A 13,663-nucleotide genomic window follows, 5' to 3' on the forward strand; every position below is an offset into this window, starting at 1 on the left:
GGGGCTTCGGGTAAAAACGCCCCAGTTGCACAAGGATTAGGCAATTGTCCTTTACGCTTGGAACCACCTCTATGTCCCCGCCGATTGCTCTGGCGCCGATGGCTGGAATCACTGACCGCCCGTTCCGGGATCTGGTCCGCTCATTTGGTGCCGGGCTGATGGTGAGCGAGATGGTGGCAAGCCAGGAGATGGTGCAGGCCAAGCCCGGAGTGCGGGAGCGCGCCGAACTGAGCGCGGATGTAGAGAACACGGCCGTGCAGCTGGCAGGCCGCGACGAATACTGGATTTCCGAAGCCGCCAAACACGTTGCCGGGCAGGGCGCCCGGATTATCGATATCAACATGGGCTGCCCGGCCAAGAAGGTGACCAACGGCTACTCCGGCTCGGCATTGCTGAAGACGCCGGACCATGCGCTGAAGCTGATCGAAGCCGTCGTGACCGCTGTGGATGTGCCAGTCACGCTGAAGACGCGGCTGGGCTGGGATGATAACTACCTGAATGCGCCGGATGTGGCGCGCCGCGCCTGCGAGGCCGGGGTGCAGATGGTGACAATCCATGGCCGCACCCGCTGCCAGTTCTACAAGGGCTCGGCCGATTGGGCGGCTATCCGGGCCGTCAAAGAGGCGGTGACGGTGCCGCTCCTGGCCAATGGCGATATTGTGGATACCGCAACCGCCCGGCAAGCGCTGGAGCAGTCCGGTGCGGATGGCGTAATGATCGGGCGCGGCGCTGAGGGTAAGCCTTGGTTGCTGGCAGAAGTTGCGCATCATCTGTGGGGCACCCCGGCGCCAGTGATCCCAGAAGGAGAAGCATTTATCGAAATGGTGTCAGAGCATTACCGGGCAATGCTCGACTTTTACGGGCAGGATCTGGGAGTCCGCGTCGCCCGCAAGCACCTGGGCTGGTACATGGATGAGGCCGGCACCGGTCCCGCGATGCGCCGGGCAGTTCTGACCGAAAAGGACCCGGCGAAAGTGCTGGCGCTGCTTCCGGAAGCACTGAGCACCGGGCAACCGGAGGCCGCCGCATGATAGACAGCGCCGCCCTCTGGGCTTCCCTGCCGGTGCCTGCATTCCTGATCGACGCGCAGGACAGGATTGCCGATGTTAATGCAGCTGGCGAGGGGTTCCTCAATGCCTCCCGCAAGGCGCTGGTGGGGCAGTCAGTCTGGGATACCCTTGCGATTGACGCCCCAATCGAGGAGGCCTTTACCCGCGCCCGCGTGCAGGGCACGCCCTTGTTTGTGAACGACATCGACGTCGGCTCTGGCAGCCGGGCACCGCTGCAATGCGGGGTGCAGGTGTCGCCTCTGCAGGGGCAGGACGGCGTGATGCTGCTTATGGTCTCCCCGCGCGAACTGGCCGGGCGGATGACGCAGAACCACTCCGCCAAATCCGCCGCCGCCTCGGCCATCGGCATGGCCGAGATGCTGGCGCACGAAATTAAGAACCCGCTGGCGGGTATAACCGGCGCGGCGCAGCTTCTGAGTATGAACCTGGCGCCCGAGGATCTGGAACTGACCGATCTGATCGTCAGCGAAAGCCGCCGGATCGTGAAACTGCTGGAGCAGGTCGAGCAATTCGGCAACCTGTCGGAGCCGGGTTTCAAGCCGGTCAATCTGCATGACGTGCTGGACCGGGCTCGGCGCTCGGCGCTGCTGGGTTTTGGCGCCCACATGACGATCACCGAGGAATACGACCCCTCGCTGCCGATGGCCTGGGGCGATGCGGATCAGTTGCTTCAGGTGGTGCTGAACCTGTTGAAGAATGCCTCGGAAGCGGCTGATTCCAAAGGCGGGCACATCCACATCCGCACCTTCTATGAACATTCCTTCAGGCTGCGCCGCAGTGACGGAACCGGCAAGCTGCTGCCCTTGCAGATCGAGATCGTCGACGACGGGCCGGGGCTGCCGGACAAGATCAAGGATGACATTTTCGACCCGTTTGTTTCGGGGCGGGAAAACGGCACCGGGCTCGGCCTTGCTTTGGTGAGCAAGATCGTCTCGGAGCATAATGGCTGGATATCGGTAAGCTCGGTTCCCGGGCGCACGGTGTTCCGGCTGTCGCTGTCGCGCGTGCCGCGCGATGCAAAACCGCAGGAGAGCTGATCCATGGACGGCACCGTTCTGGTCGCTGATGACGACCGCACCATCCGCACTGTTCTGACCCAGGCGCTGACCCGCGCGGGCTGCAAGGTGCATGCGACCTCTTCGCTGACGACGCTGATGCGCTGGGTGGGCGAGGGCAAGGGCGATGTGGTGATCTCGGACGTGATGATGCCGGACGGGAACGGGCTGGAGATGCTGCCTAAGATCCAGGCCGACCGGCCCGGGCTGCCGGTGATCGTGATCTCGGCGCAGAACACCATCATGACGGCAATCAAGGCAGAGGAGGCTGAGGCCTATGACTATCTGCCGAAACCCTTTGACCTGCCGGAGCTGATGAAGCGCACCGCCAAGGCGCTGGCGGCCAAGCGGATTGCACCCTCGGCACCGAAACCCGGAACGCAGGAACGCCCGGAGGAACTGCCTCTGATCGGGCGCAGCGAGGTGATGCAGACGCTGTACCGGCTGATCGCGCGGGTGATGAACACCGATTTGCCGCTGCTGATCACTGGTGAAAGCGGCACCGGCAAGTCGCTGATTGCGCAGGCTATTCATGACTTCTCGGATCGGCGCACCTTGCCGTTGGTCCATGCCGATGCCGCCAGCCTGATTGAGCTGGAGGGGCCGGCGCGGCTGCTGGCGCAAGTCAAGGGCGGGACGCTGGTCGTGGATGAGCTGGCCGACCTTCCGGAAGAGGTGCAGGCACGGCTTGTTCGGATGATGGACGCCCCGGGCGAACACGCGCCGCGGTTCATTGCCTCGAGCCAGAAGGACCTGGAAGCTGCGATTCAGGCGGGTGAGCTGCGGCAGGACTTGTACTACCGGATCTGCGGCACAGCACTGCATGTACCGGCTTTGCGGGAGCGGGTGGAGGATATTCCGCTGCTGGCGGAGCATTTCCTGATCAAGGCCGAGAATGAGGGCGCGCCGCATCGGGTGCTGAGCGAGGGCGCGCGGGAGGTGCTGCGCCACTTTGGTTGGCCCGGCAATGTGCGGCAGCTGGAAAACACCGTGCGGCGGCTGGCGCTGACGGCCCGCAGCGAGGAGATCAGCCAGGCGGATGCAGCAGCTGTGCTGGGACCGCAAAACGGGCCGGAACCGGCGGTGCCGGGGCTTGCCAATGAAAAGCTGTCGGATTCGGTGGCCCGCCACCTGCAGCGCTATTTTGACCTGCACGGCGATTTGCTGCCGCCACCGGGACTTTATATGCGTCTGCTGCGCGAGGTGGAGACTCCGCTGATCGAAATCGCGCTGGCGGCAACGGGCGGCAATCAGGCGAAATGCGCAGAACTTCTGGGGATCAACCGGAATACCCTGCGTAAGAAGATTACTGATCTGGATATTGAGGTGACACGCCGCCGCAAACTGATGTAATATCGCCACAGAAATGTGGCCTTGCTGTGAATTTCCTAGGCAGAGCCACGAGATATGGCGGTGACTCGTAAAGAGTCGCACATCAGGATGAGGGCAGTCAGTGGCGCATAAGTCACATCTGAGGGCGGCATACGGGCCATTTTCGGCTTTTGACCGGTGGCGGAGAACCCGCAAGGCGCGCAATATCGGCACCATTGGGCTGGTTCTGCTGGGACCGGCGCTGGCGCTGGTGACATTCCTGATCATCGGGCCATTCGGACAAGGCGCCTCGTCCCGTCCATTGCGGCTGATTCTGCTGGCGGATCTCGTCTACATTCTGACCATTGCCGCTTTGGTGATGACCCAGATCGTGCGGCTGTTTGCGGCACGGCGGTCCAAATCGGCGGGATCCCGCCTGCACCTCAGGCTGATCGGAGCTTTTGGGTTTCTGGCACTGATCCCGACCGTGATTGTGGCGGTTTTTGCGGTGCTGACTGTCAACGTCGGGCTTGAGGGCTGGTTCTCGCAGCGGGTGCGCCAGGTGATTGGCAGCTCACTGGCGGCAGCTGAGGCTTATCAATCGCAGCAAAAAGACGACCTGACTGAGGATGCCCGGGCCCTGGCGCGTTATCTCGACAACAGCCGGTCGCGCAGTTTCTTCATCAACGATGCGGAGCTGCGGCAGGTGCTGACCCAGGGTCAGTTGCAGATCCAACGGGGGCTGCGCGAGGCTTATATCGTCGACAGTGCGGGGCTGATCCGGGCGCGGGGCGAGCGGTCTTACGAATTTGATTTCGAAAAGCCCAATGGCCGGCAGATCGGTGTGGCACGCGAAGACGGGTTTCTGCTGATCGAGGATTGGGACAACAGCGAATTCCGCGCCTTGGTGCAGTTGGAGGCTTTTGTCGACCGGTTCCTCTATATCAGCCGCGACGTGGATGGCGAGCTGCTGAACCTCTTAGATGACACTCAGGAAACCGCGCATCTCTATCAGCAGCTGGAGAGCGAACGCGGCCGGGTGCTGTTTGAGTTTGCGCTTCTGTACATCGGCTTTGCTGTGATCCTGATCCTGGCGGCGATGTGGCTGGGGATGTGGTTTGCCGAGCGGCTGTCGCGCCCGGTTGGACGGCTGACAGTGGCCGCTCAGCGGGTTGGCTCGGGTAATCTGGACGTGCAGGTTCCGGTCGAGCGCGACGGCGACGAGATCGCTCAATTGGGTGAGTATTTCAACCAGATGACGCGCGAACTTAAAGCGCAGCATGGGCGGCTGATTGACAATACCCGTCAGATCGAGCGCCGCCGCCGCCTGTTTGACTCGGTGCTGTCCTCGGTCACGTCCGGGGTTGTGGGTCTGGACGCGGAAGGTCGTGTAACCTTTGTGAACCGCTCAGCCGAGCGGCTGCTGGACTGGCAGGAGGATCAGCAGTCGCTGGCTCTGGCGGTCGCTGTGCCGGAGTTCGGGCCGCTGTTTGCCGAACTGATCGAGACCGGCGGCGAAGTGGTGCAGGAGGAGATCAAGGTGACCCGTCAGGGCCAGCTTGAAAACCTGCTGGTGCGGATGTCGCCGCGCCGCTCGGAAGAGGGCGGGCTGGAAGGCTACGTGGTGGCCTTTGACGATGTGACCGACTTGGTCAGCGCCCAGCGGATGGCGGCCTGGGGCGATGTGGCCCGGCGGATCGCGCATGAGATCAAGAACCCGCTGACCCCGATCCAGCTGAGCGCCGAGCGGATCAAGCGCAAATTCGCGCCCAAGCTTGGCGAAGAGAACAGCGACCAGCTGCAATCGATGACCGATGTGATCGTGCGTCAGACCAATGACTTGCGCAGGATCGTTGATGAGTTTTCGAAATTCGCCCGCATGCCGGAACCGGAGCGGCGCGAGGAGGATCTGGCCAAACTTGTGCGGGATGCGGTGATCCTGCAGCAGCAGGGCCAGCCAGGGGTCCGGATCAAAGCCGAGCTGCCGCAGGCAGAGATGCCCTCGGATCTGGATGCCACGATGATTGGACAGGCAATGACCAATCTGATCAAGAATGCAGGTGAAGCCATTGAAAGCCTGCAGAAAAAGGAGCCCGCCGTGGAGCTGGCGCCGGAGATCCGGGTGTCGGCCGAGAAGACGGGCAATTTTTATGAGATCCGGATTGCCGACAACGGCATCGGGCTGCCCGAGGACCGGGCGCGGCTGTTTGAACCCTATGTGACCACGCGTGATGCGGGCACCGGGCTGGGACTGCCTATAGTCAAGAAAATCATCGAAGAGCACGGGGGCACGCTGACGCTGGAAGATGCCCCCCTGTTCGAGGGACACGCGCATTTCGGCGCAATGGCGGTAATCCGCCTGCCCGCCGCGGCCAAAGCGGCGGCGCTAAACAAGAGCACAGTGAAAGCAGGTCTGACATGAGTGACATTCTGATTGTTGATGACGAGCGCGACATTCGCGAGCTGATCTCGGACATTCTGGAGGACGAGGGCTATGCCACCCGCAAGGCGGGCAGTTCCGACGAATGCATGGCACGGCTGGAAGAAGCCGAACCGGCGCTAATGATCCTGGATATCTGGCTGAAGGACAGCCAGATGGACGGCATCGACATCCTGAAGGCGGTCAAGCGGGATACGCCGGACATTCCGGTGGTGATCATCTCGGGCCACGGCAATGTCGAGATCGCTGTCGCGGCCATCAAGCAGGGGGCTTACGACTTCATCGAGAAGCCCTTCAACATCGACCAGCTGATGGTGGTGATCCGCCGCGCGATGGAGACCTCGCGCCTGCGCCGCGAGAACACAGACCTCAAGCGGAAGGAGACCGGACCGGCTGAGATGATCGGCACTTCGGCCGCTTACCGGACCTTGGTCAGCCAGCTCGACAAGGTGACCAAGTCGAACGGCCGGGTGATGCTGACCGGTCCGGCAGGCAGCGGCAAGGAGATTGCGGCGCGCTATATCCATGCCAATTCGAACCGGGCTTCGGCGCCGTTCATCACTGTCAATTGCGCCAGCATCGAACCGGACCGGATGGAGGAGGTGCTGTTCGGCCGCGAGTCCGCGGAACGCGGAGTGGAGCCGGGCCTTTTGGAGCAGGCGCATGGCGGCGTAGTGTTCTTTGACGAGGTCGCCGACATGCCGCTGGGCACCCAGTCAAAAATCCTGAGGGTGCTGGTGGACCAGCAGTTCCAGCGGGTTGGCGGCTCTGACAAGATCCGTGTCGATCTCCGCGTGGTGTCGGCGACAAACAAAGACCTGGATGCCGAGATTGAAGCAGGCACGTTCCGCCAGGAACTGTATCACCGGCTCAATGTGGTTCCGGTGGCGGTGCCCTCTCTGGCTGACCGGCGCGAGGATATCCCGCTGCTGGCGGGTTACTTCATCGAACAGTTCAACGAGGCCCAGGGCCTGCCGCTGCGCGAACTGAGCGAAGAGGCAGTGGCGCTGATGCAGACCATGCTGTGGCCGGGCAACGTGCGCCAGCTCAAGAACCTGGTGGAGCGGGTGCTGATCCTGGGTGACGGCAGCGGCCCGATTGAGGCCAAGGACCTGCCGCGCGAGGAGGAAAAGCCGCAGGAGGAAGGCCGCGTGGTGCTGTCCGGCGCGCTGGCAACGCTGCCGCTGCGCGAGGCGCGGGAAGCGTTTGAGCGGGAGTATCTGCTGACCCAGATCAACCGGTTTGGCGGCAACATCAGCCGCACCGCTTCCTTTGTCGGCATGGAGCGCTCGGCGCTGCACCGCAAGCTGAAGTCGCTGGGCGTGGTGACCTCCAACAAGGCTGGCGCCCGGGTGGCGCATGTGGAAGCTGAGGAAGAACAGGCCTGAGCAGCCCGCTTTGCGCCCGGCTGGACCGGGCGCAGAAGTCAGAACAGGTCCTGGCGGATCGGGTTCAGGGCAAAATGGATCTGTGCGGCCAATTGCAATTGGCTGATGGCATCGCCGGGAACCGTCGCAGGCAGCCCGGCTTCCCGGGCCCAGTTTGCCAGCTGCTTGCGGGAGGCAGGGCCAAACTGGCCGTCAATGGAAATACCTGATCCAAGCTGACGCAGGATGTATTGCGTGCCAGCGGCGATGTCAGTCTCGGGCATGCCGGTCAGAAGGTCCCGCGCCGCGGCCGCGGCCTCGGTATTATTCAAGGCCATTGCCTTGCCTGCGCGGGCGGCTGCGGAATGAGCGGGGATGCGGTCAGAAAGCTGGTTCAGGGCAACCCAGGCGCCGTTGGCACCGCCCCAGGCATCTCCGCGCGACAGGCCCATGTCGTACCATTCCAGCGCTTCGGCTGCGTCGCTGCCAGGCAGGTCGCCGTTCATGATCATGCGTCCGATTTCACCCGGTGCATGCGGATGACCCAGCTGCGCTGCTTCGGCAAACAGCGACTTGGCGCGCTCCTTGTCCACCGGCTGGCCTGCACCGCCGTCGCGGTAGACATAGCCCAGGTTGGCGGTGCCGTAGATGTCGCCGCGCCCGGCAGAGGCCTGCAGATAGGACAGCCCGCGCTGTGGCTGGGCCAGCTCATCGCCGCTCCACAGGAAGAATACCCCCAGCTCGTTCATTGAGTAGGTATGGCCCAGCTCCACGGCGCGGCTGAGCAGGTCAAACCCGCGCTGCTTCTCCTCGGACGTGCTGCTGCGGCGCAGCAGCCGTTTGCCGCGGGCATGCATCGAGAAAGGATCGCCAGCCTCAATCCCCTGATCCCACAGGCCAAATGCCTTGTCCGGGTCATAGGGGATCGGGACCGTCTCACGGTCGACATTGGGGGTGATGTGCAGATAGGCCACGGCGTTATAGGCGCGTACATGTCCCAGATCGGCGGCTTGCGTGAAGGCGTCATAGGCCTCGATCAGCCGCCCCTGACCCTGCAAGGCGCGGCCCAGCTGATAGTGCAGGCGGCCGATTTCCGGTGCCGCTTCCACCGCGTCGCGGCAGGCGGCTTCCGCTGCCTTGAGATTTATTTCATTGGGAAAGCGGTAAATTCCAACCCCTTGAAGATCCAGAAGATCCCCGGCTTCAAGATCGCATTGCCGGGCAATCATCTCAAGGTTCACGGTCACATCGCGCACCGTTTCACCCTGGGCCAGTCGCAGCACCATCCGGTCCTTGCGGACCTGGCCGCCATCCTTGCGGGCCGGCAGTTCGGTGAGCTGCGGCGCATAGTTGAGGCTCAGCGCTGTGCCTTCGCCTGCCTGCAGGGAAGACACCCCGGCCGAAGGCGTTTCGACAATCGACACCGTCGTGCCCGAATTGACATAAGGGCGGATCTCGGGCGCAAGTTCCAGGGACCGGCCCAGCGGGATCTTCACCGACAGTTCCGCAGGCATCTGATCAAGGCTGGCCAGAGTTTCTGCAGGTTCGGATTGGGCGATGTTCAGGGAACGGTCCGGCGGGCCCAGGTAGATCTTTTGCACCAGAGTCGAGCTTTCCCAGGGCACCTGGGTATTGCCGGTCGATGCATAGACATCGCCGCGGATCTCAGCCAGGACGGTCATGGCGTCTTCCTGCGGCCGTGCCGGGAAATGCTGTACCACCGAAGCGGTGTAGGGGCTGTTGCCGCCAGGCTCGCCATCCAGCGCCGTGGCGCCGGGAGAGGTGGAAAAGGCAACCAGCGTGTTGAGCGGCGGCCGGAAGACATCAAAGCCTTCCCGTGCTTCATAGAGCTGGGCTCCGACTTCGGCGTTGAGCTTGGCGTCAGGGACAGGGTTGTCGCGGCAGCTGTCAAGCATCAGGATCTGGCTGCCCGCCTTGCCGCCAAGGATGGCGGAGATCCGGTCAAGTGTCACCGACTGGAACGGCAGGTCGTGGATGCCGGTGAGTTCTGCATCCTTGGTCAGCAGATAATTGCGCCGCCCCAGCTGGATGCCGTGGCCGGCATAGTAGAAGAACACCTGGCTGCCGTCCCGGATGTTGAGCGCGGCCTGGCGCAGCAGCGCCTCAAACCCGCGTTTGTCCAGATCATAGCCTTCATAGACGGTGTAGCCGAAAGAGCGGAGCATCTCCGCCATGGCCTCTGCATCTTTGCGGGTGTTGGTCAGGTCTGTGACGTGATCATAGTCCTGAATGCCGATTACGATGGCGGTTTCCGGTGCAGCACCGCTGCTGGTGGTTTCATAGGCCGCCTGCACGGCGGCGGCCGGCAGCAGCGCTGTGCAAGTCAACAGAGCCGCCGCAAGAGTTCGCATATTTCGGGGGAGGGCTGTCATTGCGGTGTCCGGGGTTAACCCCAGCCTCCTCCGCCGCCCGAGCCACCGCCACCGCCACCGGCGCCACCACCGCCGCCACCACCTCCTCCTTGGTAGGCGGGTTCCGGAGTTTGCTGAACAGGCGCAGAGGGTACGGATGGGGCAGCCGCAGGTGCCGGGCGGGTGGCTGGTGCCGGTGCCCTATAGGTCGCTGGTGCCGGCGCCGGGGCCGCAGCGGGCGGCGGCGCAACCGGTGCCACCGGCTCACAGGCTGTGGTGACAGCAGCAAGGGGCAGCGCGGCGATCAGGAAATATATCCGCATCGGGTACCTTTCTCTAAGGAAATGACTGGTGAACAAAAAAGATCTGGATCAACTCTACTTGATCCAGAGGCGCAAATCAAAGTTAGCCCGCCGCAAAACTTCGGCAAGGGAGCAGGGTCAGCCGCCGGACCGGATGCTGATGCTGCCGTCGCGGTTGCGCTGCGCACAGGAGGCTTCGGTCAAAGGCGCCAGCCGTGCGCCGGAAGCCGCAGCAGGGGGGCGTCTTTCGCAGCGCTTCAGCGCGATTTGCTGGTAGCCTTTGCCGGCCATACAGGATTTTTCCAGCCGCTGCCGAAGCGGCCGGTTTACATCCACCGTATAGAAACTGCCGGGCATCCAGTACCCGGGCCGGTAATAGCAGCTGCCGCCGGAGCATACTTTGCGGCCGGGGTGGTAAATCGGCGGGTGCTGGCGGATTTCATTGGCAACCGGGGCGTCCTTAAGCGCCACGGTTGCGCAGCCGAGTTCATCGCTTTGCAGCCGGGACACTTCTGCCCCCGGCTTGTAATAGACCGGAAGCGGGCCGCAGGCTGCTGCGCCAAGCAGCAGGGCCAAGCCTGCCATGATCGTGAAATCCTTGCGCATGCGGCAAGAATGGCCGCAAACAGAGCAAGTTACAATTAAATTGACCGTGAATGCGGGTTCTGTCATTCACGTTGGGCGAAACGCCGCCAGGGGAGCCTCCAGGGGATACGCATATGAAGGTCATTATCTGCGGTGCGGGCCAGGTGGGCTGGCAGATCGCCCGCCACCTTTCCGGCGAGCACAACGACGTCACCGTTGTCGACAGCAACCCCGAACTGGTGCGCCGTGCCACCGATACGCTGGACGTTCAGGGGATTCACGGGTTTGCCTCCTATCCGGATGTGCTGGACCGTGCCGGTGCGCGCGATGCCGACATGATCATTGCTGCAACCCACTCTGACGAGGTCAACATGGTGACCTGCCAAGTGGCGCATTCGGTGTTCAAGATCCAGCGCAAAATCGCCCGGCTGCGGGCCAAAAGCTATCTGACGGCGATCTACTCGGACCTTTATCAGCGCGAGCATTTGCCGATTGACGTGGTGATCAGCCCCGAGCGCGAAGTGGCTGCAGCGGCGATGCAGCGCCTGTCGGCGCCGGCCGCTTTTGACACCGAGACCTTCATGGAAGGCAAGGCGCAGCTCCTGGGCATCCAGATCGATGCGGACTGCCCGGTGGTCAACACGCCGCTGCGGCAGCTGACCGATCTGTTTTCTACCCTGCGGGCCATTGTGGTCGGGGTGCGGCGCGAAGGGACGCTGTTTGCTCCCGAGGCCGGTGACCAGCTGTTTGTGGGCGACAGCTGCTATGTGTTCAGCCATGCGGACGATGTGGCGCGCACCATTGAAGTGTTCGGCAAGCACGAGAAACGCCAGGACCGGGTGGTGCTGGTCGGCGGCGGCAATGTCGGCCTTGAAGTGGCCAAGGCGCTGGAGAGCAGCACCACGCGGATCCGCTCCAAGGTGATCGAGCGCGACCGCGCCTGCGCCGAGCGTGCGGCCGAGACGCTGGAACGCACCATTGTGCTGAACGGCGACGGGCTGGACCGGTCGCTGATGATCGAAGCGGGCATCGACAAGGCCGATGCGATGCTGGCGGTCACCGATGACGACAAGACCAACATGCTGGCGGCGGTGCGGGCCAAGGCCGAAGGCTGTCCGCTGGCGATTGCGCTGATCAACGACCCGACCCTGGTGCCTTTGCTGCCGCACCTCGGCATCGACGCTTATATCAACCCGCGCTCCACCACCGTGAGTTCGATCCTGCGCCATATCCGCTATGGACGAGTGCGGCAGGTCTACTCGCTGGGCGATGCCGAAGCCGAAATGATCGAGGCTGAGGTGCTGTCCACCTCGCCGATTGCAGGGCAGATGATCCGCGAGACGGATTTCCCCGAAGGCGTGCTGGTCGGCGGGGTGCTGAAAAACGGCGAGATGCTGCGGCCGATGGGCGAAACCCGGATCGAGGAGGGCGATGTGATCGCGCTGTTTGCAATGGCCGATGACGTGCCCGAGGTCGAGCGCCTGCTGCAGGTGTCGATCGACTATTTCTAGATGCGCCGCCCGGTCAAAGCTTCCCTAGGCGTGCTGCGCCTGCCGCTGTTCCTGCTGATCTGGGGCATCTTTGCCCTGGCGATGTGGCTGCCGGCCGTGCATGCACTGGTGCTCGACGACCATCATACCTCGCGCAGTTTCTTCTATGCCGGCGTGGCGGGGCTGATGCTGGTGGTTCTGATCGGCCTGTCGATCGGCAACAAGGTGCCGCGCTACGGGATGCCGGGGCAGCTGCTGTCCTTGCTGGCGACCTTTACGGTGCTGCCGGTTTTTCTGGCGGTGCCGGTGCAGGATGCGCTGGTCAGCACACGTTTCCTGAACGCCTATTTCGATATGGTCAGCGCCATCACCACCACCGGCGCTGATATCTGGGGCGACCCGGACAGGGTGCCGCCCAGTGTGCATCTGTGGCGGGCGATTGTCGGCTGGCTGGGCGGGCTCTTGATGTGGATTGCCGCCTCGGCGGTTCTGGCGCCGATGTCTCTGGGCGGCTTTGAGGTCACCGCCAAGGGGGAGCCCGGCGGCGGATCGGTAGCGCCTGCCCAGATGGAAAGAGCCGACCCGCGCCGCCAGCTGGTGCTGGTCACCCGCACGCTGGCACCGGTTTATGCAGGGCTGACTATGGTGCTGTGGCTGCTCCTGATGATCACCGGCGAGGAGGCCCTGGCGGGCCTCAGCCATGCGATGTCGGTGATGGCGACCTCGGGGATTTCCGCAACCGGCGGGGTGGAGAATGCCGCCAGCGGCCTCGGTGGCGAGATGGTGATGTTCCTGTTTATGTTCTTTGCCTTGTCGCGGCTGACCTTTTCCAGCGACACGGTGACCTCGGGGCAGGGGCGGCTGGATAAGGATCCCGAGTTTCGCACCGGATTGCTGATCGTCTTTGGTGTGCCGCTCTTGCTGTTTCTGCGCCATTGGGTGGCCGCCTATGAGGTGGACGCTGCCGAGGATATTCTGCAGGCGCTGCGGGCCTTGTGGGGCACGCTGTTCACGGTGATGTCCTTCCTGTCGACGACTGGTTTTGAAAGCATGCACTGGGAGGCCGCCCGCGCTTGGTCCGGGCTGGAGACGCCGGGCATGATCCTGCTGGGGCTGGCTGTCTTCGGCGGCGGTGTGGCCACCACCGCCGGCGGGGTTAAACTGCTGCGGGTCTATGCGCTCTACCTCAACGGGCTGCGCGAGATGGAGCGGCTGGTGCACCCGAGCTCGGTCAGCGGCGAAGGCGACCGCACCAAGCGGCTGCAGAAAAATGGTGCCTTCGTGGCCTGGGTGTTCTTCATGCTGTTTGCCCTTTCGCTGGCCCTCGTCAGCACCGCGCTGGCAGCTGTGGGTACCGATTTCGAGCAATCTCTGGTTCTGGCGGTGGCCTCTCTGGCGACCACCGGACCGCTGACCGAGATCGCCGGCAGCGAGCCGATCGTGCTTAACCTGCTGGCCACCCCTGCGAAGCTGATCCTTTGCGTCGCCATGGTTCTGGGGCGGCTGGAAACACTGGCCTTTATTGCGCTTTTGTCGCCGAACCTTTGGCGCAGCTGATACCCCTTAAGGGGAAAAAGTGTTTTTCGGGTGGAAACTTATAATTTCTGCGTCCATAGTGATCTTTAACGTGCGTGCTGGTCCGCAGCGCGTGGCAAGAACAAAGGCGAGATA

Annotated in this window: 9 protein-coding genes; 7 read left to right on the plus strand and 2 right to left on the minus strand. The window is 63.1% G+C overall.

Annotated features, from left to right (window positions below):
• Positions 1-44: 44 nt before the first annotated feature.
• From dusB to ntrX, 5 genes are all read left to right on the plus strand, one after another.
• The gene (dusB, locus tag RA19_RS08120) at positions 45-1,031 is read left to right on the plus strand and encodes a tRNA dihydrouridine synthase DusB (protein WP_039161379.1); all 987 of its coding nucleotides are present in this window, start codon (positions 45-47) and stop codon (positions 1,029-1,031) included.
• Positions 1,028-2,107 carry a two-component system sensor histidine kinase NtrB gene (locus tag RA19_RS08125; RefSeq protein ID WP_039161381.1) on the plus strand — a complete coding sequence of 360 codons (1,080 nt, stop codon included), beginning with the start codon at positions 1,028-1,030 and terminating at the stop codon, positions 2,105-2,107. The genes dusB and RA19_RS08125 overlap by 4 nt, the downstream gene beginning before the upstream one ends.
• A 3-nt stretch (positions 2,108-2,110) precedes the next feature.
• Positions 2,111-3,478 (plus strand): sigma-54-dependent Fis family transcriptional regulator, encoded by a 1,368-nt coding sequence (locus RA19_RS08130; RefSeq protein ID WP_039161383.1) that lies wholly within the window; start codon positions 2,111-2,113, stop codon positions 3,476-3,478.
• A gap of 100 nt (positions 3,479-3,578) precedes the next feature.
• On the plus strand, positions 3,579-5,858 hold the full coding sequence (locus RA19_RS08135; protein WP_039161385.1) for a sensor histidine kinase NtrY-like: 2,280 nt from the start codon (positions 3,579-3,581) through the stop codon (positions 5,856-5,858).
• Complete coding sequence (gene ntrX / locus RA19_RS08140; protein WP_039161388.1) at positions 5,855-7,264, plus strand: nitrogen assimilation response regulator NtrX; 1,410 nt, start codon at positions 5,855-5,857, stop codon at positions 7,262-7,264. Before RA19_RS08135 ends, ntrX begins: the two co-directional genes overlap by 4 nt.
• A gap of 38 nt (positions 7,265-7,302) precedes the next feature.
• Here ntrX and RA19_RS08145 read toward each other — a convergent pair whose 3' ends face one another.
• Positions 7,303-9,591, minus strand: coding sequence for a caspase family protein (locus RA19_RS08145; RefSeq protein WP_241479039.1), 2,289 nt, complete (start codon positions 9,589-9,591; stop codon positions 7,303-7,305).
• 464 nt (positions 9,592-10,055) lie between these two features.
• Positions 10,056-10,523, minus strand: a complete 468-nt coding sequence (locus RA19_RS08150) for a hypothetical protein (RefSeq protein ID WP_052261699.1) — start codon at positions 10,521-10,523, stop codon at positions 10,056-10,058.
• A 113-nt stretch (positions 10,524-10,636) separates the two neighbouring features.
• On the opposite strand from RA19_RS08150, the gene trkA reads away from it, so the two are divergent.
• Positions 10,637-12,013, plus strand: coding sequence for a Trk system potassium transporter TrkA (trkA, locus tag RA19_RS08155; RefSeq protein WP_039161393.1), 1,377 nt, complete (start codon positions 10,637-10,639; stop codon positions 12,011-12,013).
• A complete protein-coding gene (locus tag RA19_RS08160; RefSeq protein ID WP_039161395.1) occupies positions 12,014-13,549 on the plus strand; it encodes a TrkH family potassium uptake protein in 1,536 nt (511 codons plus the stop codon). It begins immediately after the preceding gene.
• The last annotated feature ends 114 nt before the right edge of the window (positions 13,550-13,663 follow it).

The organism is Leisingera sp. ANG-M1 (genome assembly GCF_000813745.1).
Taxonomy (GTDB): domain Bacteria; phylum Pseudomonadota; class Alphaproteobacteria; order Rhodobacterales; family Rhodobacteraceae; genus Leisingera.

Coding starts and splice junctions, on each gene's coding strand:
- ntrX (WP_039161388.1), top strand. CDS start 5,855: ATGAGTGACATTCTGATTGTTGATGACGAGCGCGACATTCGCGAGCTG.
- trkA (WP_039161393.1), top strand. CDS start 10,637: ATGAAGGTCATTATCTGCGGTGCGGGCCAGGTGGGCTGGCAGATCGCC.
- RA19_RS08130 (WP_039161383.1), top strand. CDS start 2,111: ATGGACGGCACCGTTCTGGTCGCTGATGACGACCGCACCATCCGCACT.
- RA19_RS08150 (WP_052261699.1), bottom strand. CDS start 10,523: ATGCGCAAGGATTTCACGATCATGGCAGGCTTGGCCCTGCTGCTTGGC.
- RA19_RS08160 (WP_039161395.1), top strand. CDS start 12,014: ATGCGCCGCCCGGTCAAAGCTTCCCTAGGCGTGCTGCGCCTGCCGCTG.
- RA19_RS08125 (WP_039161381.1), top strand. CDS start 1,028: ATGATAGACAGCGCCGCCCTCTGGGCTTCCCTGCCGGTGCCTGCATTC.